At 58.7% G+C, this 21695-nt stretch carries 21 protein-coding genes; 13 read left to right on the top strand and 8 right to left on the bottom strand.

Features of this window, described 5'->3' with window-relative positions:
- Nucleotides 1-11 precede the first annotated feature (11 nt).
- From nuoI to BM352_RS15075, 11 genes are all read left to right on the top strand, one after another.
- Entirely contained in the window at nucleotides 12-503 is a 492-nt protein-coding gene (gene nuoI, locus BM352_RS15125) for an NADH-quinone oxidoreductase subunit NuoI (protein WP_090218459.1), read from the top strand.
- On the top strand, nucleotides 500-1030 hold the full coding sequence (locus tag BM352_RS15120; protein WP_090218455.1) for a hypothetical protein: 531 nt from the start codon (nucleotides 500-502) through the stop codon (nucleotides 1028-1030). Before nuoI ends, BM352_RS15120 begins: the two co-directional genes overlap by 4 nt.
- Nucleotides 1023-1424, top strand: coding sequence for a carboxymuconolactone decarboxylase family protein (locus BM352_RS15115; protein WP_090218453.1), 402 nt, complete (start codon nucleotides 1023-1025; stop codon nucleotides 1422-1424). The genes BM352_RS15120 and BM352_RS15115 overlap by 8 nt, the downstream gene beginning before the upstream one ends.
- Nucleotides 1424-2038: an NADH-quinone oxidoreductase subunit J gene (locus tag BM352_RS15110; RefSeq protein ID WP_090218451.1), complete on the top strand. Its 615-nt coding sequence runs from the start codon at nucleotides 1424-1426 to the stop codon at nucleotides 2036-2038. Before BM352_RS15115 ends, BM352_RS15110 begins: the two co-directional genes overlap by 1 nt.
- A 49-nt stretch (nucleotides 2039-2087) precedes the next feature.
- Nucleotides 2088-2393 carry an NADH-quinone oxidoreductase subunit NuoK gene (gene nuoK / locus BM352_RS15105; protein ID WP_089944285.1) on the top strand — a complete coding sequence of 102 codons (306 nt, stop codon included), beginning with the start codon at nucleotides 2088-2090 and terminating at the stop codon, nucleotides 2391-2393.
- Nucleotides 2394-2399: 6 nt separating this feature from the next.
- A complete protein-coding gene (gene nuoL / locus BM352_RS15100; RefSeq protein WP_090218448.1) occupies nucleotides 2400-4517 on the top strand; it encodes an NADH-quinone oxidoreductase subunit L in 2118 nt (705 codons plus the stop codon).
- Nucleotides 4517-6058: an NADH-quinone oxidoreductase subunit M gene (locus BM352_RS15095; protein WP_090218447.1), complete on the top strand. Its 1542-nt coding sequence runs from the start codon at nucleotides 4517-4519 to the stop codon at nucleotides 6056-6058. The genes nuoL and BM352_RS15095 overlap by 1 nt, the downstream gene beginning before the upstream one ends.
- Nucleotides 6059-6069: 11 nt before the next feature.
- Nucleotides 6070-7509, top strand: coding sequence for an NADH-quinone oxidoreductase subunit NuoN (gene nuoN / locus BM352_RS15090; protein WP_090218445.1), 1440 nt, complete (start codon nucleotides 6070-6072; stop codon nucleotides 7507-7509).
- Nucleotides 7499-8257: a biotin--[acetyl-CoA-carboxylase] ligase gene (locus tag BM352_RS15085; protein WP_090220341.1), complete on the top strand. Its 759-nt coding sequence runs from the start codon at nucleotides 7499-7501 to the stop codon at nucleotides 8255-8257. Before nuoN ends, BM352_RS15085 begins: the two co-directional genes overlap by 11 nt.
- A gap of 287 nt (nucleotides 8258-8544) precedes the next feature.
- Nucleotides 8545-9318: a type III pantothenate kinase gene (locus BM352_RS15080; RefSeq protein WP_090218443.1), complete on the top strand. Its 774-nt coding sequence runs from the start codon at nucleotides 8545-8547 to the stop codon at nucleotides 9316-9318.
- Between the two features lies 1 nt (nucleotide 9319).
- A complete protein-coding gene (locus BM352_RS15075; protein ID WP_090218441.1) occupies nucleotides 9320-10984 on the top strand; it encodes a ribonuclease J in 1665 nt (554 codons plus the stop codon).
- Nucleotides 10985-11063: 79 nt separating this feature from the next.
- Here BM352_RS15075 and BM352_RS15070 read toward each other — a convergent pair whose 3' ends face one another.
- Together BM352_RS15070 and BM352_RS15065 are read right to left on the bottom strand one after the other, a co-directional pair.
- The gene (locus BM352_RS15070) at nucleotides 11064-12626 is read right to left on the bottom strand and encodes a DEAD/DEAH box helicase (RefSeq protein ID WP_090218438.1); all 1563 of its coding nucleotides are present in this window, start codon (nucleotides 12624-12626) and stop codon (nucleotides 11064-11066) included.
- Between the two features lie 226 nt (nucleotides 12627-12852).
- The gene (locus tag BM352_RS15065) at nucleotides 12853-14187 is read right to left on the bottom strand and encodes an acyltransferase family protein (protein ID WP_090218436.1); all 1335 of its coding nucleotides are present in this window, start codon (nucleotides 14185-14187) and stop codon (nucleotides 12853-12855) included.
- Nucleotides 14188-14353: 166 nt separating this feature from the next.
- On the opposite strand from BM352_RS15065, the gene BM352_RS15060 reads away from it, so the two are divergent.
- Nucleotides 14354-14782 (top strand): OsmC family protein, encoded by a 429-nt coding sequence (locus tag BM352_RS15060; protein WP_090218434.1) that lies wholly within the window; start codon nucleotides 14354-14356, stop codon nucleotides 14780-14782.
- 30 nt (nucleotides 14783-14812) lie between these two features.
- Here the strand turns inward: BM352_RS15060 and BM352_RS15055 are convergent, their stop codons facing one another.
- Complete coding sequence (locus tag BM352_RS15055; protein WP_090218431.1) at nucleotides 14813-16420, bottom strand: peptide chain release factor 3; 1608 nt, start codon at nucleotides 16418-16420, stop codon at nucleotides 14813-14815.
- Nucleotides 16421-16539: 119 nt separating this feature from the next.
- On the opposite strand from BM352_RS15055, the gene BM352_RS15050 reads away from it, so the two are divergent.
- Entirely contained in the window at nucleotides 16540-16905 is a 366-nt protein-coding gene (locus tag BM352_RS15050; RefSeq protein WP_090218429.1) for a nuclear transport factor 2 family protein, read from the top strand.
- Between the two features lies 1 nt (nucleotide 16906).
- Here BM352_RS15050 and BM352_RS15045 read toward each other — a convergent pair whose 3' ends face one another.
- From BM352_RS15045 to BM352_RS15025, 5 genes are all read right to left on the bottom strand, one after another.
- Nucleotides 16907-17923 carry a Hint domain-containing protein gene (locus BM352_RS15045; protein ID WP_090218426.1) on the bottom strand — a complete coding sequence of 339 codons (1017 nt, stop codon included), beginning with the start codon at nucleotides 17921-17923 and terminating at the stop codon, nucleotides 16907-16909.
- A 668-nt stretch (nucleotides 17924-18591) separates the two neighbouring features.
- Complete coding sequence (locus BM352_RS15040; protein WP_090218424.1) at nucleotides 18592-19419, bottom strand: amidohydrolase family protein; 828 nt, start codon at nucleotides 19417-19419, stop codon at nucleotides 18592-18594.
- On the bottom strand, nucleotides 19416-19847 hold the full coding sequence (locus BM352_RS15035) for an RbsD/FucU family protein (RefSeq protein ID WP_090218421.1): 432 nt from the start codon (nucleotides 19845-19847) through the stop codon (nucleotides 19416-19418). The genes BM352_RS15040 and BM352_RS15035 overlap by 4 nt, the downstream gene beginning before the upstream one ends.
- The gene (locus tag BM352_RS15030; protein WP_090218419.1) at nucleotides 19837-20886 is read right to left on the bottom strand and encodes an aldo/keto reductase; all 1050 of its coding nucleotides are present in this window, start codon (nucleotides 20884-20886) and stop codon (nucleotides 19837-19839) included. Before BM352_RS15030 ends, BM352_RS15035 begins: the two co-directional genes overlap by 11 nt.
- Before the next feature lie 11 nt (nucleotides 20887-20897).
- Nucleotides 20898-21596 carry a GntR family transcriptional regulator gene (locus BM352_RS15025; RefSeq protein WP_245781004.1) on the bottom strand — a complete coding sequence of 233 codons (699 nt, stop codon included), beginning with the start codon at nucleotides 21594-21596 and terminating at the stop codon, nucleotides 20898-20900.
- Nucleotides 21597-21695 lie beyond the last annotated feature (99 nt).

Genomic DNA, 21695 nt, shown 5'->3' with positions numbered 1-21695 from the left:
GGAGAGATGAAATGAGCGTGAGTTTCGGCCGTCGTGCCAAATACTTCCTGCTGATGGACATGTTCAAAGGCATGCAGCTGGGGCTGAAGTATTTCTTCGCCCCCAAAGCGACCGTGAACTACCCGCACGAGAAGGGGCCTTTGTCCCCGCGCTTTCGTGGTGAACATGCTCTACGCCGTTACCCCAACGGGGAAGAGCGCTGCATCGCCTGTAAGCTTTGCGAGGCGATTTGCCCTGCGCAAGCCATCACCATCGACGCGGAACCCCGCGACGACGGCTCGCGCCGCACCACCCGCTATGACATCGACATGACCAAATGCATCTATTGCGGTTTCTGCCAAGAAGCCTGCCCGGTGGATGCGATCGTCGAAGGCCCGAACTTCGAGTTCGCCACCGAGACCCGTGAAGAGCTGTTCTACGACAAGAGCAAGCTTCTTGAGAACGGCGACCGCTGGGAATCCGAAATCGCACGCAATCTGGAACTGGATGCCCCTTACAGATGAGCACCCACGCCACATATCCCTTTGACCCCAGCATTCTGGATGACTTGGTCGACATGATCGAAGACATGGGCGCCGAGTTTGCCATCGGCACGCTTGATGCTGTCCTGTCGGAGAGCAACGGCGTGATCGTCTCGGAAGGTGTCACACGGGACATGTATGAAGGACAGGTGATCACGGCTGTTGTCGCAGCGGATGCGGTCGCCGTCAGCCATGGCGAGATGCCGTCCGTTCTTGACGAAAAGCTGATGCGCGCCGTCACGCCGCTTGCCAAAGAGTTGCGCGATACCGATGGCGTGGTTGATCTGGCGGCGAAAGCGCTCGCCGTGATCACGGACGATTCCAGCCCGTTTTATGGCACCATGACAGGCGAGCTTGCGACGCGCTCCGAGTTTCTGGAGATCACGTCCAAGGTTCAAAGCTCGGTCGCAGCTGCCAAGGATCGCAATCCCGGCGAATGGATCGAAATAACCGGTGATGGCACGTTCGAAATTACTATGTACCCCGAAGATGGAGAAGCTAATGTCTGACCCCAATAACCCCTTCGAGGCCATGATGAAAATGGGCCAGGATATGGCGAAGACCATGAACCCTGCATTGGAGGCGTTTACCCCCAAAGGCTTCGAGAACATGATGCCCACCATGTCTGCCGAGATGATGGAACAATTCATGGGTAAGGGGTTGAGCCCGGAAGGACTGGATGCCAAGACGCGCCTGTTGCTGACCCTGTCGGGTCTGACGATTCAGGGCGCTCAGGCAGAATCCCAAATCAGGATCACCGTGCGCCACCTTGTCGAGGCGGGTGCAACGAAACAAGAGATTGCCGAAACCATCGCCCAAGCCGCGATGTTCGGCGGTGTTCCAGCCATGTCGAAAGCGATGGAGCTTGCGACCGAGGTGCTGGACGGAGAAGGAAAAAGCTGATGGGCTTCGCTGATTTTGCATTCTACCTTTTTGCCATCACGGTTGTGACCGCGGGGCTGTTTGTCGTGGTCTCTCGCAACCCCGTGCACTCGGTGCTGTGGCTGATCCTCGCGTTTCTGTCCTCGGCAGGGCTGTTCGTGCTGCTGGGTGCCGAATTCGTCGCCATGCTGATGATCATCGTCTATGTCGGCGCGGTGGCTGTGTTGTTCCTGTTTGTGGTGATGATGCTGGATGTCGACTTCGCGGAGTTGCGCGGCGAGTTGGCCAAGTTTGTGCCGCTGGCAGGGCTGATCGGCGTTATTTTGTTGATGGAACTGGCGCTGGTCTTCGGCACTTGGACAGGCGCTGAAAACGCGGCATCACTGCGCGACGCCGTGACCCCTGCGCTGGAAGAGACCCAGAACACCGCGGCCTTGGGCCAGCTGATCTACACCAAGTACATATATCTGTTCCAAGCGGCGGGCCTGATCCTGCTGGTCGCCATGATCGGCGCCATCGTGCTGACCCTGCGCCACCGCCCTGACATCAAACGCCAGAACGTGCTCAGCCAAATCTACCGCGACCCTGCGAAGCAGATGGAGCTGAAAGACGTGAAACCGGGGCAGGGGTTGTGATGCACCTTTTCGGACAGAAATCTGAGACCATCTCGAAGGAAGCCGCCAAATGATCGGACTTGAACACTATCTCACCGTAGCGGCGGCGCTGTTCGTCATTGGCATCTTCGGCATCTTCGTGAACCGCAAGAACGTCATCATCATTTTGATGTCGATCGAGCTGATGTTGCTCGCGGTGAATATCAACTTCGTGGCTTTTTCCAGCTATCTTGGCGACCTCGCGGGGCAGGTATTTACCTTGTTCGTGCTGACGGTCGCGGCGGCTGAGGCGGCGATCGGGCTGGCCATTCTGGTCTGCTTCTTCCGAACCCGCGGCACCATCGCCGTGGAAGACGTCAACGTGATGAAGGGCTAAGTCACTATGGAAACCATCATCCTCTTTGGTCCTTTGATCGGCGCATTGATCTGCGGCTTTGGCTGGAAGTTCATCGGCGAGCAGGCGGGCTGCGTGATTGCTACCGGACTGTTGTTCCTGTCCGCGCTGCTGAGCTGGATTGTCTTCCTCACCTTTGACGGGACGACGGAAACCATCGAAATCATGCGCTGGATCCAGTCCGGCACGTTGGACACATCCTGGGCCATTCGCGTGGACCGGTTGACAACGATCATGCTGATCGTGGTGACAACGGTTTCCAGCCTCGTGCACCTGTATTCCTTCGGCTACATGGCCCATGACGAGAACTTCGGTGAAGGCGTTGCTTACAAGGCCCGCTTCTTTGCCTACCTGTCGTTCTTTACCTTCACGATGCTGATGCTGGTGACCTCCGACAACTTGGTCCAGATGTTCTTTGGCTGGGAAGGCGTGGGTGTCGCATCCTACCTTCTGATCGGCTTCTATTACAAAAAGCCGTCTGCCAACGCCGCCGCGATCAAGGCCTTCGTGGTCAACCGCGTAGGTGACTTCGGCTTCGCGCTTGGCATCTTCGGGCTGTTCTACCTGACCGACAGTATCAACTTCTCCGATGTGTTCGCCGCCGCGCCTGAGCTGGCAGAAACGCAATTGCACTTCCTCTGGGCTGACTGGAACGCCGCGAACCTGCTGGCCTTCCTGCTGTTCATCGGTGCGATGGGCAAATCGGCACAGCTGTTCCTGCACACGTGGTTGCCGGACGCGATGGAAGGCCCGACCCCTGTGTCCGCGCTGATCCACGCGGCGACCATGGTGACGGCCGGTGTCTTCCTTGTTTGCCGCATGTCGCCGCTGATCGAGTTTGCGCCGGAGGCCAAGACCTTCATCGTCATCATCGGCGCATCAACAGCGTTCTTCGCCGCGACTGTGGGTCTTGTACAAAACGACATCAAGCGCGTCATCGCATATTCGACCTGTTCGCAGCTTGGCTACATGTTCGTGGCCGCTGGCGTCGGCGTCTACTCGGTTGCCATGTTCCACCTGCTGACCCACGCCTTCTTCAAAGCGATGTTGTTCCTTGGGGCCGGCTCGGTCATCCACGCGATGCACCACGAGCAGGACATGCGCAACTACGGCAACCTGCGTAAAAAGATTCCGTTTACATTCTGGGCGATGATGATCGGCACGCTGGCGATCACCGGTGTCGGTATCCCGCTGACCCATATCGGCTTTGCAGGCTTCCTGTCCAAAGATGCGATCATCGAGAGCGCGTGGGGCGGTGGCTCTAGCTATGCGTTCTGGTTGCTGGTCATCGCGGCTGTGTTTACCTCGTTCTACTCATGGCGTTTGATGTTCATGACGTTCTACGGCACCGAACGCGGTGACAAGCACACGCATGAGCACGCCCATGAAAGCCCGAAAGTTATGCTGGTGCCGCTGGGCGTTCTGGCCATCGGCGCAATTTTCTCGGGGATGGTGTTCTTCAAACCGTTCTTTGGCGATCACCACGACGTCGAGAAGTTCTTCGGCATCACCCAAGGCGAGCAACACGCGCTGGTTGATCCCGACACGCTGAGCATGGCGGCTGTCGCCGCTGGCACCGAAGAAGCGGCAGAGGGTCACGGCGAAGAAGTGGCCGGTGGCGCTGGCGACGCGGCGCTGCCAGGCCAAGGTGCCATCTACATGAGTCCCGACAACCACACGATGGACAACGCCCACCATGCCCCCAACTGGGTGAAGGTCGCGCCGTTTATCGCGATGTTGCTGGGCTTCTGCACCGCTTGGCTGTTCTACATCAAGAACCCAAGCTTGCCCGGTCGTTTGGCGGCCAACCAGAAGCACCTGTACCAGTTCTTGCTGAACAAATGGTACTTCGACGAGCTGTATGACTACATCTTCATTCGCCCTGCGAAATGGCTCGGCAACTTCTTGTGGACCCGTGGGGATGGCAACGTCATCGACGGCTCGATCAACGGGGTCGCTATGGGTGCCGTGCCGTTCCTGACGCGCCTTGCCGGTCGCGCGCAGTCCGGTTTCATGTTCCACTACGCCTTTGCCATGGTGATTGGCGTGGTTCTGATTATCACATGGTTCGCCATCGGCGGCCCAACTGTCGGGGGTGTCGAATAATGGACAACCTGCTTTCCATTATCACGTTTGCCCCACTGGTCGCGGCGCTGATCCTTGCGCTGTTCCTGCGTGGCGACGACGCAGCGGCCCAACGCAATGCCAAGTGGTTTGCGCTGATCGCCACGAGCGTGACGTTCCTGCTGTCGATATTCATCTACACAGGGTTTGACGCTGCCAATACCGGCTTCCAGTTTGTGGAAGAGCGCGACTGGCTGCTGGGCCTCAAATACAAGATGGGCGTTGACGGGATCTCGGTCACGTTTGTGTTGCTGACGACGTTCCTGATGCCGCTGGTCATTGCCAGCTGTTGGGATGTGAAGCACCGCGTGAAAGAATACATGATCGCGTTCCTGCTGCTTGAAACGCTGATGCTCGGCGTGTTCTGTGCGCTGGACATGATCCTGTTCTACCTGTTCTTCGAGGCGGGCCTGATCCCGATGTTCCTGATCATCGGCATCTGGGGCGGGGCGAACCGCATTTATGCGTCGTTCAAGTTCTTCCTCTACACGCTGCTCGGTTCGGTGCTGATGCTGGTCGCCATGATCGCCATGTATATGGATGCTGGCACCACAGATATCCCAACCCTGCTGACCCACACCTTTGCCTCCGAATCCTTTAGCATCGCGGGTGTCACCGTGGTCGGGGGGATGCAGACGCTGATGTTCCTCGCGTTCTTCGCCAGCTTCGCGGTGAAGATGCCGATGTGGCCGGTCCACACCTGGTTGCCAGACGCGCACGTGCAAGCGCCGACCGCAGGATCTGTGGTGCTGGCTGCGATCTTGCTGAAAATGGGCGGCTACGGCTTCTTGCGCTTCTCGCTGCCGATGTTCCCAGTCGGTTCCGAGATTTTGGGCATCTACGTTTTGTGGCTGTCGGCCATTGCGATTATCTACACCTCGTTGGTGGCGCTTGCGCAGTCCGACATGAAGAAGCTGATCGCGTATTCCTCGGTCGCGCACATGGGCTATGTGACCATGGGCATCTTTTCGGCCAACCAGCAGGGCATTGACGGGGCGATCTTCCAGATGATTTCCCACGGCTTCATCTCTGGCGCGTTGTTCCTGTGCGTCGGTGTGATCTACGACCGTATGCACACCCGTGAGATCGACGCCTATGGCGGCTTGGTCAACCGGATGCCTGCCTACGCGCTGATCTTCATGCTGTTCACCATGGCCAATGTCGGCCTGCCTGGCACCTCCGGCTTTATCGGGGAATTCCTGACGCTGATGGGTGTGTTCCAAGTGAACACATGGATCGCGATGCTCGCCACGACCGGTGTGATCCTGTCGGCGGCTTACGCCTTGTGGCTCTACCGCCGTGTGGTGATGGGTGATCTGATCAAGGAAAGCCTGAAGTCGATCACTGACATGACCAGCCGCGAGAAGGCGATTTTCGCGCCGCTGGTTGTGATGACGATCCTGCTGGGCGTCTACCCTGCGCTGGTTCTGGACCTGATCGGGCCAAGCGTCGAGGCGCTTGTCTCTAACTATGATACCGCGTTGCTGGACAGCGGCGTGACCACGGCTGTGGCCGGACACTAAGGACGGATAAGATGATCCAAGCTGACCTGAATATCGTTCTGCCCGAAGTCTTGCTGGCGGTTTTCGCCATGCTGGCGCTGATGGGTGGGGTCTATACGACCAAGGACAAAGCGGCACCGCTGATCCTGTGGGGCACCAGCCTCGTGTTCGTGGTGTTGGCCGCTTGGATCGGGGCCAGTGGCGAGGGCGTGAACACTGCCTTTGGCGGGGCCTTCGTGGATGACGGGTTCTCGCGCTTTGCCAAAGTGACAATCCTGCTATCCGCCGCTGCGATCCTGCTGCTGAGCCAAGACTTCATGACACGTCAGGGCCTGCTGCGGTTCGAGTATCCCATCCTTGTCGCCCTGTCCGTTGTCGGCATGATGATGATGGTGTCTGCGGGTGACTTGATGGCACTGTATATGGGTTTGGAGCTGCAATCCTTGGCGCTTTATGTCGTTGCCTCCTTGCGCCGCGACTCAGCCAAATCTACCGAGGCGGGCCTGAAATACTTTGTGCTGGGCGCGCTGTCCTCGGGGATGTTGCTGTACGGCTCATCGCTCGTTTACGGCTACGCGGGCACCACGCTGTTTGCTGGCATCTTCTCGACCGTCACGGCTGGCGAAATCTCCTTGGGCTTGCTGTTCGGCTTGGTCTTCGTGGTTGCAGGTCTGGCCTTCAAAGTGTCCGCAGCGCCGTTCCATATGTGGACGCCGGATGTCTACGAAGGCTCCCCCACACCGATTACAGCTTTCTTTGCCACCGCGCCAAAAGTGGCCGCGATGGGTCTGTTTGCCCGTGTCGTGCATGACGCCTTTGGCGGTGCCGTTGCAGACTGGAGCCAGATCGTGGCCTTCCTGTCGGTGGTTTCCATGTTCCTTGGTGCCATCGCCGCAATCGGCCAACGCGACATCAAACGTCTGATGGCCTATTCGTCGATCGCCCATATGGGCTTTGCGTTGATGGGTCTGGCCGCTGGCACGGCCGAAGGCGTGCAGGCGATGCTGATCTATATGGCAATCTATGTGACCATGAATATCGGCACCTTCGCGTTCATCCTGTCGATGGAGAAAGACGGCCAACCCGTCACCGATATCGATGCGCTGCAAAACTATTCCAAGAAAGAGCCGACGCGTGCGCTGGCAATGCTGGTGCTGATGTTCTCGCTGGCAGGTATTCCGCCGCTGGTGGGCTTCTTCGGCAAGTTCTACGTGTTGAAAGCGGCTGTCGACGCCAATATGGCGTGGCTGGCTGTGGCTGGTGTGATCGCGTCGGTTATCGGCGCGTTCTATTATCTGCGTGTGATCTACTACATGTATTTCGGCGAAGAGCGCGACGCACTGAACGGCTCCATGCCGATGATCAACTGGCTGCTGCTGGTCGGCTCGGCGGCTGTGATGGTGCTGGGTGTGATCAACCTGTTCGGCATCGAAGGTCTGGCGATGGCCGCCGCAGGTGCGCTTGTCAACTGAGCCCCAAAGTTCGATTTGGCCAGAAGGCGTCGACCGCATCATTCTTGATGAGGTCGACAGCACCATGGCCGAGGCTGCGCGGCTTGCGCCGCAACTCAAGCGTCCGACATGGATCATGGCGCGGCACCAAACTGCGGCTCGTGGGCGGCAAGGGCGGGCTTGGCACAACCCCGAAGGTAATCTGGCCGCGACACTGCTGATGCGCCCCTTGGGCGGTCCGGCGGATGCGGCTTTGCGCTCGTTCATGGCAGCGAATGCGTTGTTCGAGGCGCTGGCACTGCATGTGGATCGCACCAAGCTGGCGGTGAAATGGCCCAATGACGTGCTGCTGTCCGGTGGCAAGGTCGCGGGCATTTTGCTGGAAAGCATGGGCACGTCACAAGGGCTGGATTGGCTAGCGATTGGTGTCGGTGTCAACCTGGCGGCCGTGCCAGACGGCGTTCAGGACGCTTCTTTCCCGCCAACCGCCTTGTCCGAGCATGGGGAGCTTGTGCGTCCCGAAGCGTTTCTGGATGCGCTGGCGGCAAATTTCGCTACGGAAGAGGCGATTTTTGCCGAACTAGGCTTTGCCAAAATCCGTGAGAACTGGTTGAAACGCGCCGCGCGTTTGGGGGAGGTCATCACCGCCCGCACGTCACGCGAGGAAATTACCGGCACGTTCGAGAGCATCGACGAGGCCGGAAACCTGATCCTGCGCACGCCGAAAGGCGCGCAGGTGATTGCTGCGGCGGATGTCTATTTCTCGTGAGGATAGTGGGTTGAAAACCCACCTTGCGGGGAAAGGGAAAGGCGGCGCCGCCCGAGCTTTTATCGGACGCTGCACATGGGTCAGCCTTGTCTCACCGGTGATTGCGGCTTGTGTGCAATCTGGTCCTTTGATGGCGCGCGGTGGGTTCAGTCTCCCGAAGCGGCCTGCTAGCGGGGCAGGGTATAGCGCATGGCCGGTTAACGACGCACAAAGCCTGCGCGCGCGGCGCTTTGACCCCACCCGCCGCGCACTATACAGACGGGGCACGAGGCAAGAGGGCTTGAGACATGCTACTGGCGATTGACTGCGGCAATACCAACACCGTGTTCTCCATCTGGGATGGGGAGCGGTTTATCGCGACTTGGCGCACCTCGACCGAGTGGCAGCGCACGGCGGACCAATACTACGTCTGGCTGTCAACGCTGATGCATTTCCAGAAGATCGAGGTGGACATCACCGAAGTGATCGTCTCCTCCACCGTGCCGCGCGTGGTGTTCAACCTGCGGGTCTTTGCGGACCGCTATTTCAACACTCGCCCGATCGTTGTGGGCAAGGATGGCTGCGTGCTTCCGGTGGACGTTCGGGTTGACGAAGGCACCGCAGTGGGGCCGGACAGGCTTGTAAACACGGTTGCGGGCTACAATCTGTATGGGGGCGACCTGATCGTCGTCGACTTTGGCACTGCGACTACCTTTGACGTGGTGGACAGTGACGGGGCCTATATCGGCGGCGTGATCGCGCCGGGTGTGAACCTCAGCCTAGAAGCGCTCCATCAGGCGGCGGCGGCGTTGCCCCATGTCGACATCAGCAGGCCGCAAAACGTGATCGGCACGAATACGGTTGCGTGTATGCAGTCGGGTGTGTTCTGGGGCTATATCGGGCTGATCAAGGAGATCTGCGCCCGCATCAAGGCCGAGCATGGCCGCGAGATGAAAGTAATTTCCACCGGGGGGTTGGCGCCGCTGTTCCAGCAGGCAGACGCCCTATTTGACGAATTTAACGATGACTTGACCATGCACGGCTTGGTGGTCATCAACGAGCACAACAGAAAGCATACCTAATATGGCAGGCGAACGATTGGTCTACCTTCCCCTTGGTGGGGCGGGTGAAGTCGGCATGAACATGTACCTCTATGGCTACGGGAAACCGGGCAAAGAGCGGTTCATACTGGTCGACGCGGGGGTGACCTTCCCCGATATGGACGGCACCCCGGGTGTCGATCTGATTTTCCCGGACATCGAGTGGATTGCGGATCGCGCAAAGCAGCTTGATGCGATTTTCATCACCCACGCGCATGAAGACCATGTCGGCGCGATCGGGCATCTTTACGGACGGCTGAAAGCGCCGATCTATGCACGCAAGTTCACCGCCCACATCGCGGCATTGAAAATGGCCGAGCATGGCTATGACGGCTCCGAGATTACTGTGGTCGACAAGATGCCGGAACAGGTGCAGGTCGGGCAGTTCAAGGTGGGCTTCATGCCGATCTCGCACTCGATCCCAGAAAGCTCCGGCCTTGTGATCGACACGCCCGACGGGCGTGTGGTGCATTCCGGTGACTTCAAAATCGACGTCACCCCTGGCGTGGGCGAGCCGTTTGATCACGACGCATGGGCGGCTTTGGCGCCGGTGAAAGCGCTGATCTGCGACTCCACCAACGTATTCTCGCGTCACGAGGGCCGGTCCGAGGCGACCGTCGGCCCGAACATCGTGCCCATCGTTCGTGAGGCGACTGGGATGGTGGTGGCGACCACATTTGCGTCCAACATTGCGCGGGTGAAAACACTGGCTGAGGCCGGTCGTGAAGCAGGACGGTCCGTCGTGCTGATGGGCCGCTCTATGCAGCGGATGGTGAAGGCAGGCATAGAGACTGGCGTGGTCACCGATTTCCCGCCCTACATCCTGCCTGAAGAAGCACGCGACGTGCCGCGCCAGAACCTGATGATCCTCGCCACAGGCTCGCAGGGGGAACGCCGTGCCGCGACCGCCCAGCTGTCGCGCGGCAAGTTTCTTGGCATATCGCTGCGTGAGGGGGACACAGTGCTGTTCTCGTCCAAGACCATTCCCGGAAACGAGACGTCTGTTGGTCAAATCGTCAATAACTTCAGCGAGTTGGGTGTCGATGTGATCGACGACAAGATGGCGGATATTCACGTCTCTGGCCACGCGAACCGGCCCGATCTGGAAGAGATGCACCGCTTGCTGAAGCCACAAATCCTGATCCCGAACCATGGCGAGCACCGCATGTTGCGCGAGCACGCGAAGGTGGGTGAGGCCAGTGGGATTGCTTCCGTCGTTGCGCCCAACGGCACGATGGTGTCGCTGTCCGGCAATCGGCCCGAAGTGGTCGAGTTCGTCGAAACGGGGCGTCTGTATCTGGATGGCTCTGTGCAGATCGGCGCGTTGGACGGTGTCGTGCGCGACCGTATCCGCATGGCGCTGAACGGGCAGGTGGTGATCGGCGTTTTGATTGACGAGGATGACGAGCCGTTGACGGATGCGTGGTGCGAGCTGCGCGGTCTGCCGGAAACCGGCCGCTCCAAGGCTCCTTTGCAGGACATTCTGGAAGAAGAAGTCGGGCAGTTCTTGGGCCGTGCCGATGCGAAGACGGTTGCCGATGACACAAAGCTGGAAGAGCAGATCAAACGGATCGTGCGCCAGGCGTCGCAAAACGAGATTGGCAAGAAACCAGAAGTGGTTGTCCTGATTTCGCGACTAACTGCGTAACCATCACGTAGAACGAAAAAAGCCCCCGAAGCGGTTGATGCTTCGGGGGCTTTATTTATGTCTGAGGCTTGGGCGCGGTTTAGTCGGTCCGGCGCTCTGCGAAGCTTTTCTCGATGAAGGTCGGCAGGTGGTCGCCAAGACCGACAACCTTTGGTCCACGATCGTCGTTGCGGCTGCGCCCTTTGCCCCCGCGCGAGCGGGAGGAGGATGAAGACGAGTTCGACGAAGAGGATGAGGACGCGCTTTCGCGAGGCTCCTGCTCGCGCGACTGCTGTTCTTTTTGAGGGGCAGGGGCCGCCTTTTGGGCTTTTGGCTCCGGCTTCACGTCGCGCGCTTCTTCGGCAACGTTTGCGTCCGCGACAGGAGCGTCTGCTTTCGCGTCGTCCTTCGGTTTGGAGCTGCTGCGCGACCGCGAACGGGACCGCGACTTCGGACGCTCCTCGGTGGCGCCGGCGGCGACATCGGCCTCACTGGCTTTGGAGACGGGCGCTTTTTGCTCGCCCACGTCGCCACGCGGGATGGTTGTTTCGATCAAGCTCTGGATCGCGGCCAGAAGTTTCTCGTCCTTTGGGGTCGAGATCATCATGGCGGTGCCAAGACGGCCTGCGCGACCGGTCCGGCCGATGCGGTGGACGTAATCTTCAGCATGGCTTGGGACATCGAAGTTGAACACGTGGCTTACATTCGGGATGTCCAAGCCGCGTGCCGCCACATCAGAGGCTACGAGGAAGCGGATTTTGCCGTCTCGGAAACCTTCGAGCGTCCGCGTACGGTGCGACTGGTCCAGGTCACCGTGGATCGGTTCAGCGTCGTGGCCGTATTTTTTCAACGACTTCGCAACGATATCCACATCGACCTTACGGTTGCAGAAAATGATTCCGTTGGTGACTTTCTCGCCCTCTTGGTCGATCAGTTTGCGCAGGAAGTCGCGCTTCTGCTTGGCCAAAGCATCGCGACGGGTGCCGGGAAGCTCGAACAAGAGCTGTGTGATCGTGGCAGAGGCAGAGGCCTGACGGGCCACTTCGATCCGCTCGGGGTTCGACAGGAAGGTGTTGGTGATGCGTTCGATCTCTGGTGCCATAGTGGCCGAGAAGAACAGCGTCTGACGGGTGAAGGGCGTCATCTGGAAGATGCGCTCGATATCCGGAATGAAGCCCATGTCGAGCATCCGGTCAGCCTCGTCGACGACCATGACTTTCACGTCGGACAGGATCAGTTTGCCGCGTTCGAAGTGGTCCAGAAGGCGGCCAGGTGTCGCGATCAGCACGTCCACGCCACGGTCGATCAGGGCGTCTTGCTCCTTGAACGATACGCCACCAATCAGCAGCGCTTTGGTCAGTTTGGTGTGTTTCGCGTAGAGGTCGAAGTTTTCGGCAACCTGCGCGGCCAGTTCGCGGGTCGGGGCCAGCACCAAAGAGCGGGGCATACGGGCCCGTGCTCGACCACGGTTCAGCAGGGTGATCATCGGAAGGGTGAAGCTGGCGGTCTTGCCGGTGCCGGTCTGTGCGATCCCCAAAACGTCGCGGCCTTCTAGGGCGGGGGGGATGGCGCCTGCTTGGATCGGGGTGGGTTCGGTATACCCAACCTCGTCAATGGCTTTGAGTACTTTGGCGTGTAGCTTCAGGTCTGAGAATTTTATCATGTATATCCAAATAGCGCGGCCCCGGAATTGGGGGAAATGCGGCAGAGATTTGGGACGCAGGTACCAACGCGTCCCTGCGTCGGCCTGTGGACGTTTTCCACAGGTAAGGAGCGTTTAGACCCATCAGGCCAGAAGGTCAACAAAAGCAGGGTGTTCGGCCCCTGGATGCGACAAATAAGGCGTCAAATCTGGCTATATATGCGCATCAATAGCGAAAATCCGCGCATCAAGACCGAGAGAATCGGCGCGTGGCGACAAACACACCAAGCACGACCAACCCCACGGCGAGCCAGTTCACACCAATGGCGTTTTCCTTGCCCAACCCGACCATCGCCATCACGACCAACCCGGAGCAGGTCATCAGCGCGCCAAGCATGGCTTGCCACGGTCCGGGGCGCATATCTGCCGTGGTTTTGCTACCCGCCTCGAAGCGCACGAAGATCAACACGAAGGGGATCAGGACGAGGGTGAAGAGCGCGATCCAGGTGGGACGTACGGCCCACCACGTGCCGGTGCCTGGTGCCTCGATCAAACCCAAGCCGCCGAACACGTAGGCTGCGATGCCGACCACGATGAGTAGGGCGGTCATGTGCCAAAGGTAGATCGACATAATCATCTGGTTGAACACGATTACCCATGCCCAGACCCGCACGTTTCGCAACCACATCTGCGCGAGATCGGTCAGCAATAAGATAACGCCGATTTGCACCGAGCCGACGGCAAGCATCGCCGTGGTAGGTGGTCGCGTATTTGACATCTCAGCCCCCGGCACGCTGACCATGGCGACAGGGAAGCCGAACTGGACGATCAGCAGATAGAGCCATGCGATGCCCAAGGCTACGAAGCCAAGCGCCCATGATTTGGGCCGCTCTGTGCTGCGCCACCAATAGCCAAGCTGGTGAACGGCAAGCCAAACAAAGGCGTAGTTTGTCCAGCGCAGCCAGCCTTGATCGGCACCAAAGGCGATGGCGTCTACGGCGATGGCGGCAAGGGCAAGCAGCCCGACAGAGGCGACCCCGAGCTTGTCCCACAAGGCAACAGTGACAGGCACGGCCATGGTCATGATGATGTAGACGGCCAAGAACCAGACGGGCACGAGGGCGGCTTGCGAGGCGGATGAGATGAGCTCGACCGGCACGCCCATCGCATGGGCGACGACGCCCGCAAGCGCCCAGACCAGCACGACGGGAACGGTTGGTTTCAGCAGGCGAGACAGGCGCGAGGCGGCCCATGCTTTCTTTTTGACGGGGTCTTTGCGGGCCGAAGTCCAAGACAGCCCGTTCGAGAAGCCGCCGACGAAGAAAAACACGGGCATGACTTGGAACAGCCATGTCGCGTAGTGGGTCCAGCGTTGCTCTGACAGGAGGATGATGAACTCCAGCTCCCCGCTGCGCATGGTTCCCGCGACCAGCAACCAATGGCCCAGGATCACGAACATGATCGCGATGGCGCGATACAGATCGACCGCGCGATTGCGGGTCTCAGGGGTGCGCTCTGCGGCCCAACGGGCGGCGGACAGAAGCCCTTTGGGCATCTTCTCTTTGGCTTGGGATGTGGTCACTGTCGCTGCTCTATCTATTTGTTGTTATTGTATTTTGACCGTTTTCCGGCCTTGATACAGCAAGCGTAGCAGATGTGCTTGCGCAAATCGACACTGATGCGCGGCGGAACCCTGAAGCTTTGGCAGACGTTGGCTTATGAACCCCACCCAAATTAAGGAGAACACCATGTCTGTTAATACAGGATCGGCCAAATGGTCCGGCACCCTCAAAGAGGGCAAAGGCCACGTCTCCACGAAAAGCGGCGCGCTAAACGATCAGCCCTACGGCTTCAACACCCGCTTCGAGGACGCGCCCGGAACCAACCCCGAAGAGCTGATTGGTGCGGCACACGCGTCGTGCTTCTCCATGGCGCTGTCGATGGTGCTGGGCGAGCACGACCTGACCGCAGACAGTATCGAAACTTCTGCCGATATCACACTGGAGCAGCAGGCTGGCGGGTTTGCCGTCACCAAATCGCATCTGACAGTGAAGGCCAAAATCCCTGACGCTTCGGAAGAAACATTCATGGAAGCCGCCAAAGGCGCGAAGGAAAACTGCCCGATTTCCAAGCTGCTGGACTGCGACATCACCATGGACGCCGAACTGGTCAGCTGACCGGTTGGCCTGACTTAGCGCGCCAAGGGGCTAGACCATCATCTCCTTGGTCGCGCTGAGCGTCACGTCGGGATAATCCCGCGCCACGCGGTCGATGTCCCATTGCAAACGAGTCAGGAAAACGACATCGCCATCGTTGTCATGGCTGATGTGCTGCTTGTTGGCTTCGATGAACTTGTCCACGGCGGCCTTATCACCGGTGACCCACCGCGCGGAGGTGAATTGCGATGCCTCGAAACGCACGGGCAGGCCGTATTCCAGCTCAATCCGCGACGCGAGCACCTCGAATTGCAGTGCGCCGACGACACCGACGATGAAGCCGGAGCCGAAGGCGGGTTTGAACACCTTGGCCGCGCCTTCTTCGGCGAATTGCATCAGGGCTTTTTCCAGATGCTTGGCCTTCATCGGGTCACCCGCGCGGCAGGTTTGCAGCAATTCTGGCGCGAAGGAGGGGATGCCGGTGGCGCGGATCATTTCGCCCTCGGTCAGCGTGTCGCCGATGCGAAGCTGGCCGTGGTTGGGGATGCCCATGATGTCACCGGCCCAAGCCTCCTCGGCCAGCTCGCGGTCGGAGGCGAGGAACAGCACAGGGTTGGTGATCGACATCTGCTTTTTGGAGCGCACATGGGTCAGCTTCATGCCCCGCAAGAAATGCCCCGACGCAAGGCGCACGAAGGCCACGCGGTCGCGGTGCTTGGGGTCCATATTGGCCTGCACCTTGAAGACAAAGCCGCAAACCTTTGGCTCTTCAGGGGAAATCGCACGAGGGCTGGCCTTTTGCGGTTGCGGCTGCGGGCCGTAATCCGCGATGCCTTGCATCAGTTCCTGCACCCCGAACGAGTTAATCGCGGAGCCGAACCAGATCGGTGTCAGTGTGCCATCAAGGAAGTCTTGGTGATTGAACTCAGGCAGCAATTCTTTTGCCATTTCAATCTCCTCGAGGAACTGTTTCAACTGCGCCTCTGGCACATGTTCGGCCAGCTTCGGGTCGTCCAGTCCTTTGATCTCGATGCTTTCGGCGACCTTGTTGCGGTCTGCGCGATCCATCAATTCAAGGCGATCATTGATCAGATCATAGCAGCCCATGAAGTCGCGCCCGACGCCGATGGGCCAAGAGGCGGGTGTCACGTCAATCGCAAGGTTTTCTTGGATTTCGTCAATAATCTCGAAGGTATCGCGGCTTTCGCGGTCCATTTTGTTGCAAAAAGTCAAGATAGGAAGGTCGCGTAAGCGGCAGACTTCAAACAGTTTTTGCGTTTGGCTTTCCACGCCTTTGGCCCCATCAATGACCATGACGGCAGCATCGACCGCCGTGAGCGTGCGGTAGGTATCTTCCGAGAAGTCGGAGTGACCGGGGGTGTCCACAAGGTTGAACCGGTGCCCGTCAAAGTCGAACGACATGGCGGAGGCCGAGACAGAAATGCCGCGATCCTTTTCCATTTGCATGAAGTCGGAGCGGGTGCGGCGTGCTTCGCCTTTGGCGCGCACTTGGCCAGCCATCTGGATCGCGCCCCCATAGAGAAGGAACTTCTCGGTCAGCGTCGTCTTGCCCGCATCGGGGTGCGAGATGATGGCGAAGGTCCGGCGCCGAGCAATCTCGGGCGGAAGTTCTGGCTGGTTATGAGCGCGGTCTAACATTCTGAGGGATATAGAGGCGTCGGAGGGGTTCCGCAATCGGTCAGGAGGTCTGTCTTGATTGCAACGCGCGAGTCAGGCATCGTGCGAACATAATAAGAACATCTTACGGGAGAGATTTAATGAAACTGATGGATATCGCTAACGAACTGGTCGCAGGCTGTCGCGAGAACCGCGAGCTTGCAAATCTCGATAAGCTTTACGCCGCTGATGTTGTCTCAGTCGAGTCTGTCGACATGGGAAATGGCCGCGAAACAAATGGGATCGAAGGGGTGAAGGGGAAGCATGCTTGGTTCGCCAGCATGTATGACATTCTGGACAGCGACATCTCTGACCCGTTCCCGCATGGCGATGACCGGTTCGCAGTGATTTTTGAGATGACCGCCAAAAGCAAGGAGACGGGCGCGATCGAGCCGATGAAAGAGGTCGCGGTTTACCACGTTGCCAATGGCAAGATTGTTCGGGAAGAATTCTTTTACGGGATGTAGCTTAAAGCCTGCCGGTCTGGCGGAGCAGGTTGGCGGCGTCTTTGCTTTTGAGCGGGACGCGGCTGAACTTCGGCTCTGCAGAGGGCAGGTCAGGGAAAAGCTCTAGCACCTCGATTGCGACATCTTCGGGCAGGCCGTTCAGGATTTGCTGCGACATGTGCAGGCTTTCGGTCGGGACGCCCTCGGCATAGAGGATCTGGTGCTGGTCAAACACCAGCTGGGTGTATTCAACGAAGCCGCCTTTGCGCACATAGATCGTATCGTCATTGACCAGATCAATGGCCGAGATCAGCACGTCTTTTGAGCCGACCATAACCTCCGCGCGCCAGTCCGAGACCAACATGCGGTGTTGCTGGCTGACAGTGATGTCCTCGGCATTGCCCATAGCACCTTGGCTGATGACAACCGGAGCAAACTCGCCAGCGCCTTGCACGGTGCGGGTGCCGACCCAGCGGACTTCTTGCATCCCGTTGTCGCGCGTCAGGACGCGGTCTCCGGCTTGCAGGCGTTCGACTGGGCGCTGCGATCCGTCGGACATGGTGATGCGGGTGCCGCGGCCAAAGCTCATTCCCGTCAGATCGGCGAGCGGGATTTCGCGAGGGGAATCCTCGGCGGCGATTAGCGTGTATTCAACACCAGTTTCAATCGGGCCAAGAGGGTAGAGATAGTTGCGTGCGAGCGGCGCGTCGCAGGCAATGACCAGCGCATCCACTGAGGCACCGATTTGCGTCATGAAGGTCAGGCGGGCACAGATGCGTGTGCGGGTGCCGGGCACCTCGATCTGGCTGCCATCGGACACCGAGAAAACGGGGCGCAGGCCGGCTCCTATAGTTTCGGACAGGTCCATGGAATAGATCTGGGCGCTGCGCTTCAGGCTGTAGCCGTCGCCGAGACACACATCATCGACACCTGCGACGGGATCGCCGTGATTTACGCCGTTGGTCACACGGAATTCTGCGGCTGGATACACCAGAAACGCATGGTTGGTGACAAAGTCGGTCGGCAGATGGTGTTGCATGTGGCAGCTCACTCATAAACATACAGCGGTGATCAGCTCCTCCGGACTCATGATGATTGCGCCCCCACGCAACACCCCTCCAGCGAACCCCACCGCCATAGTAGGTTAATCCATACTCTGCATGCCCGATGCATTGCAACGATTGCAGGGGAAATTGGCTAATTGTGGCGCAGAACGCCAAGAAACAGGAAACAATTCAGCCAAAAGCGATGGTTTGGTGATCTGCTCAGAAAGCGCTCTGGCGCCACTTTGGAGCGACGATGCGAATCGAGACGCGGCATGCGGGGTTGAGTTGCTACGACGCTGCGCCCCGTTTGAGATCAATCAGAAAGCTGCATCATGCAGCGTCGGCTGTGTGAATATACCTAGCCGCTGCAACTACGGCGATTGCTCTCGCAGCATACTCTCGCGTTGGCAGCAGTGATGGCCCGGCAGTGCCGCATTTTTCACCGAGGCGGACCCCCTAGAGCGCCCATATGGCTTGCTTCCAATCGGTCTTTGGCCGGATCTGCTCATTGCCGCTTCATCGAGCCGAGTCGTTTCCAGAAATATGCGCCACTGCCCAGTCGAGAGACTGATTTGCAAATGCAGGGTGTCGATGCGTCACGGAACTTCGTGTCCTGCATCAGGACCTTCTGTGCAAGTTAGGGCCGCGTCGCCGGGGTCGATCACGTCTTAGGAATTTGGTACAGGTCGACGGCGTTTGGCCCAAAAATTTTGGCTCTTGAGACGTCACAAGATATCAAAGACTGTGCGATTTCAATCCATTGCCCGTAGCTGGCGGCGAGCGTCAAGACCGGCCAGTCGCTGCCCCAGACGAGCCTTTCAGGCCCAAAGCTTTCCAGCACATGTGCGACATAGGGCGCGACGTCGGCCGTCGTCCAGTCGTTGCCCGCTTCTGTCAAAAGGCCCGATAGCTTGCAAAAGGCTCTGCTTTCCTTTGCGAGGGCAGACATATCGTTGGCCCATTTATCAAACTGTCCGGTTGCGATTTCGGGTTTCGCTGCGTGGTCGATGACGGTGCGCAAATTCGGATGGCGAGACAGCAGCTGGCGCATTCGCGACAGGTGACGCGGCAGCACCAAGGCGTCAAATGTCAGGCCGTGCCGGGTCATTGCATCGAAGGCGGGTGCGAGGTCGGGGCGCAGCATCCAGTCGTCGTCGGCGATATCCTGGATCATCGGGCGCAGTCCCACCAGCTTGGGATGTTTGGCAAGCCGTGCGATATCATCGGGCGCTGAGGCGGCGCTGAAGTCGGTCCAGCCCACTACGCCTAAAACGAACGGTGTCCTCTGGGCGATCTCAAGCAGGAATTCCGTTTCGGCCGGAGTCGGTGCGGCTTGCACCAAGATCGTCCCGTCAATGCCATGCCGGTCCAGATGCGGTGCCAGATCGTCCGGCATAAAGTCGCGGTAGAGGGGCTCAAGCTCTGGCGTGAGCCAGCCGTAGTCGCCGCGATCCAACTGCCAAAAATGCTGGTGTGCATCGATTATCATGTGCCGATCACGCCTTTCTTCAGGATAATGTTCCCGTAAAGTCGCGTCTCGCCGGTTTGGACAATGGCGAATGCTGTTTTTGCGCGGTCATAAAATGCAAAGCGCTCCAACCTCTCCAGAGCGACAGGATTATCGGCAGTTGCGGTCGTGATCTTTTGGAATTCCCCCACGACTGGTGGCACCGCGTCGGGGTCGTCGACAACCTCCATAACCAAGGCGGGGTCTGGCACAAAGCTATCAAGTGGCATGACGCGTAGCACCGCCTCCAGAACATCTGTAGCACTCACGCCGTCCAAACGGTGGCAGCGACTGGCAAGTGCGGTTGCGGGGAAGTTGGCATCTGCGATCACGATCTCGTCCCCGTGGCCCATGGCCCGCAAACTTTGCAGCAAATCGGGTGACAGGATGGGGGGGATATTACGCAACATGATTGGGCTCCGATGGGGTAGGGGCGTCGGCACGGATGAGACCCTCGGACTTGAGATCCGACCAAAGCGCTTGCGGAATACGTTCCTCGAAAATCGCAACGTTCTGGCGAACCTCATCCGGGGTGGAGGCTCCGGGAATAACGGTCTTCACGGCCGCGTGCCCGAGCGGGAACTGCAAGGCCGCCGTAATGAGCGGGGTGTTGTGAGCGGCACAAACTTCGCCAAGCTTTTGGACCCGTTGCAGGATTTCGTGCGGGGCAGGGGCATAGTCATAATGCGCGCCTGCGACCGCGCCCGTTGCAAGAATTCCAGAGTTGTAAGGGCCACCCAAGATAATCCCGACATCGCGTTTGACGCAGAGCGGCAGGAAGCTGTCGAGCGGGTCTTGCTCAAGAAGTGTATAACGCCCTGCCAACAGGAACCCGTCAAAATCGGCCTCGCCCAACAGCCGCTCGCAAATTTGCCACGTGTTGACGCCCGCACCGATTGCGGAAATCTTGCCTGCGTCGCGCAGTTCAGACAAAGCGCGGTAACCGCCTTGGGAAAATAGTTGGCGCAGGTTGTTGTCTTCGAACGTTTGACCGCGGGTGCCTGCGTCGATGTCATGAAGCAGCAGCATATCAATCTGATCAGACTTCAATCGTGCGATGCTATCTTCATAGCTGCGCATGATCCCCTCGTAGGTGAAGTCAAAAACGATCCGCTTTTGGGGCACATCGACGAAAGCCTCCGGTGTGACATCTTCGGGGGCGCAGTCCTCAAGAACACGGCCAACCTTTGTGGAGAGCGTCAGAGCGTCGGTGTCAAAGCGGGTCAGAGCCTCGGAAAACCGCATCTCGGATCGGCCTAACCCGTATTGAGGGGCGGTATCGAAATAACGGATGCCAGCGTCCCAAGCGGCATCGAGTGTGGCCTGTGCGTCGGCGTCTTCAATCTTGCGATACAGATTGCCCAAGGGCGCGCCGCCAAACCCCAGTTGGGTCAGCGCAACGGGGGATTTGGTGCGTTGGTTCAGTGGGTTTTTTGTCGCCAGCTTCATGGTTTCCCAATTCAGGTTGTGCGGAAGTATTCCGGATGTTCGCGTTCAAGAGGCACGATACGTTTTGTCATTTGGCGAAGGTGCTGCGCCATCGTGGAGCGTGCCGCGTCGACGTCCTTGGCCTCGATTGCTTTGAAAATCTCTTGGTGTTCAGCCACCGCTTGGGCGGGGCGTCCGGGTTCCGGCAAGATCAGCTTGCGCGCGCGGCGCAGTTGCAGTGTCATTTCTTCGGCTACTTGGTTTACCTTTGGAAAGCCGGTGAAGCTGAGGATCAATTCGTGGAACTCTAGATCCGCCTCGAAGAACCCCTGAAAATCTTCGTCCTCGATAAGCAGGGTCTGATAGCGCAGGTTCCGCGAAAGCCGTGTGAGTTGCTCGTCCGTCCTCTCATTTGCAACGCGTGCCACGGCGGCCACTTCGACCGCTTCGCGTAGAAAGTGCTCTTCCAGAAGCTCGGCCAACGAGAATTGCGAGACTCGGGTGGCAGATTGCGGAATGATGTCGACCAGCCCGTCCGATGACAATCGCCCCAAGGCTTCGGCCACAGGGGATCGGGACACACCCAATTGGTCGCAAAGCGCCCCTTTGCGTAAGACTTCCCCCGGTTTCAGTGCCATTTCAAGAATGCCAGTTCGCAAGGCGGAGTAGACCCGTTGCCCCAAGGGGCCGTCCAAGCCGTTAATATCAAGCGTGTGGTCTGGCATCGGCATTCTTCATTCCTTCAACTGACATGTTAGTTGACACATGATGCAAGTCAAGCTAGTCGTCACATTATCGAACTGGCCCGCTGGCAACCAGAGGAATGCGCG

The sequence above is a fragment of the Litoreibacter janthinus genome, from assembly GCF_900111945.1.
GTDB lineage: Bacteria > Pseudomonadota > Alphaproteobacteria > Rhodobacterales > Rhodobacteraceae > Litoreibacter > Litoreibacter janthinus.
Note: the sequence above shows the minus strand (reverse complement) of the source record. Positions and strands in the feature narration are given on the sequence as shown.

Coding starts and splice junctions, on each gene's coding strand:
- BM352_RS15030 (WP_090218419.1), bottom strand. CDS start 20,886: ATGAAGCTGGCGACAAAAAACCCACTGAACCAACGCACCAAATCCCCC.
- BM352_RS15025 (WP_245781004.1), bottom strand. CDS start 21,596: ATGCCGATGCCAGACCACACGCTTGATATTAACGGCTTGGACGGCCCC.
- BM352_RS15045 (WP_090218426.1), bottom strand. CDS start 17,923: ATGCAACACCATCTGCCGACCGACTTTGTCACCAACCATGCGTTTCTG.
- BM352_RS15115 (WP_090218453.1), top strand. CDS start 1,023: ATGTCTGACCCCAATAACCCCTTCGAGGCCATGATGAAAATGGGCCAG.
- BM352_RS15050 (WP_090218429.1), top strand. CDS start 16,540: ATGAAACTGATGGATATCGCTAACGAACTGGTCGCAGGCTGTCGCGAG.
- nuoN (WP_090218445.1), top strand. CDS start 6,070: ATGATCCAAGCTGACCTGAATATCGTTCTGCCCGAAGTCTTGCTGGCG.
- BM352_RS15060 (WP_090218434.1), top strand. CDS start 14,354: ATGTCTGTTAATACAGGATCGGCCAAATGGTCCGGCACCCTCAAAGAG.
- nuoL (WP_090218448.1), top strand. CDS start 2,400: ATGGAAACCATCATCCTCTTTGGTCCTTTGATCGGCGCATTGATCTGC.
- BM352_RS15035 (WP_090218421.1), bottom strand. CDS start 19,847: ATGTTGCGTAATATCCCCCCCATCCTGTCACCCGATTTGCTGCAAAGT.
- nuoK (WP_089944285.1), top strand. CDS start 2,088: ATGATCGGACTTGAACACTATCTCACCGTAGCGGCGGCGCTGTTCGTC.
- BM352_RS15120 (WP_090218455.1), top strand. CDS start 500: ATGAGCACCCACGCCACATATCCCTTTGACCCCAGCATTCTGGATGAC.
- nuoI (WP_090218459.1), top strand. CDS start 12: ATGAGCGTGAGTTTCGGCCGTCGTGCCAAATACTTCCTGCTGATGGAC.
- BM352_RS15095 (WP_090218447.1), top strand. CDS start 4,517: ATGGACAACCTGCTTTCCATTATCACGTTTGCCCCACTGGTCGCGGCG.
- BM352_RS15055 (WP_090218431.1), bottom strand. CDS start 16,420: ATGTTAGACCGCGCTCATAACCAGCCAGAACTTCCGCCCGAGATTGCT.
- BM352_RS15080 (WP_090218443.1), top strand. CDS start 8,545: ATGCTACTGGCGATTGACTGCGGCAATACCAACACCGTGTTCTCCATC.
- BM352_RS15070 (WP_090218438.1), bottom strand. CDS start 12,626: ATGATAAAATTCTCAGACCTGAAGCTACACGCCAAAGTACTCAAAGCC.
- BM352_RS15040 (WP_090218424.1), bottom strand. CDS start 19,419: ATGATAATCGATGCACACCAGCATTTTTGGCAGTTGGATCGCGGCGAC.
- BM352_RS15075 (WP_090218441.1), top strand. CDS start 9,320: ATGGCAGGCGAACGATTGGTCTACCTTCCCCTTGGTGGGGCGGGTGAA.
- BM352_RS15110 (WP_090218451.1), top strand. CDS start 1,424: ATGGGCTTCGCTGATTTTGCATTCTACCTTTTTGCCATCACGGTTGTG.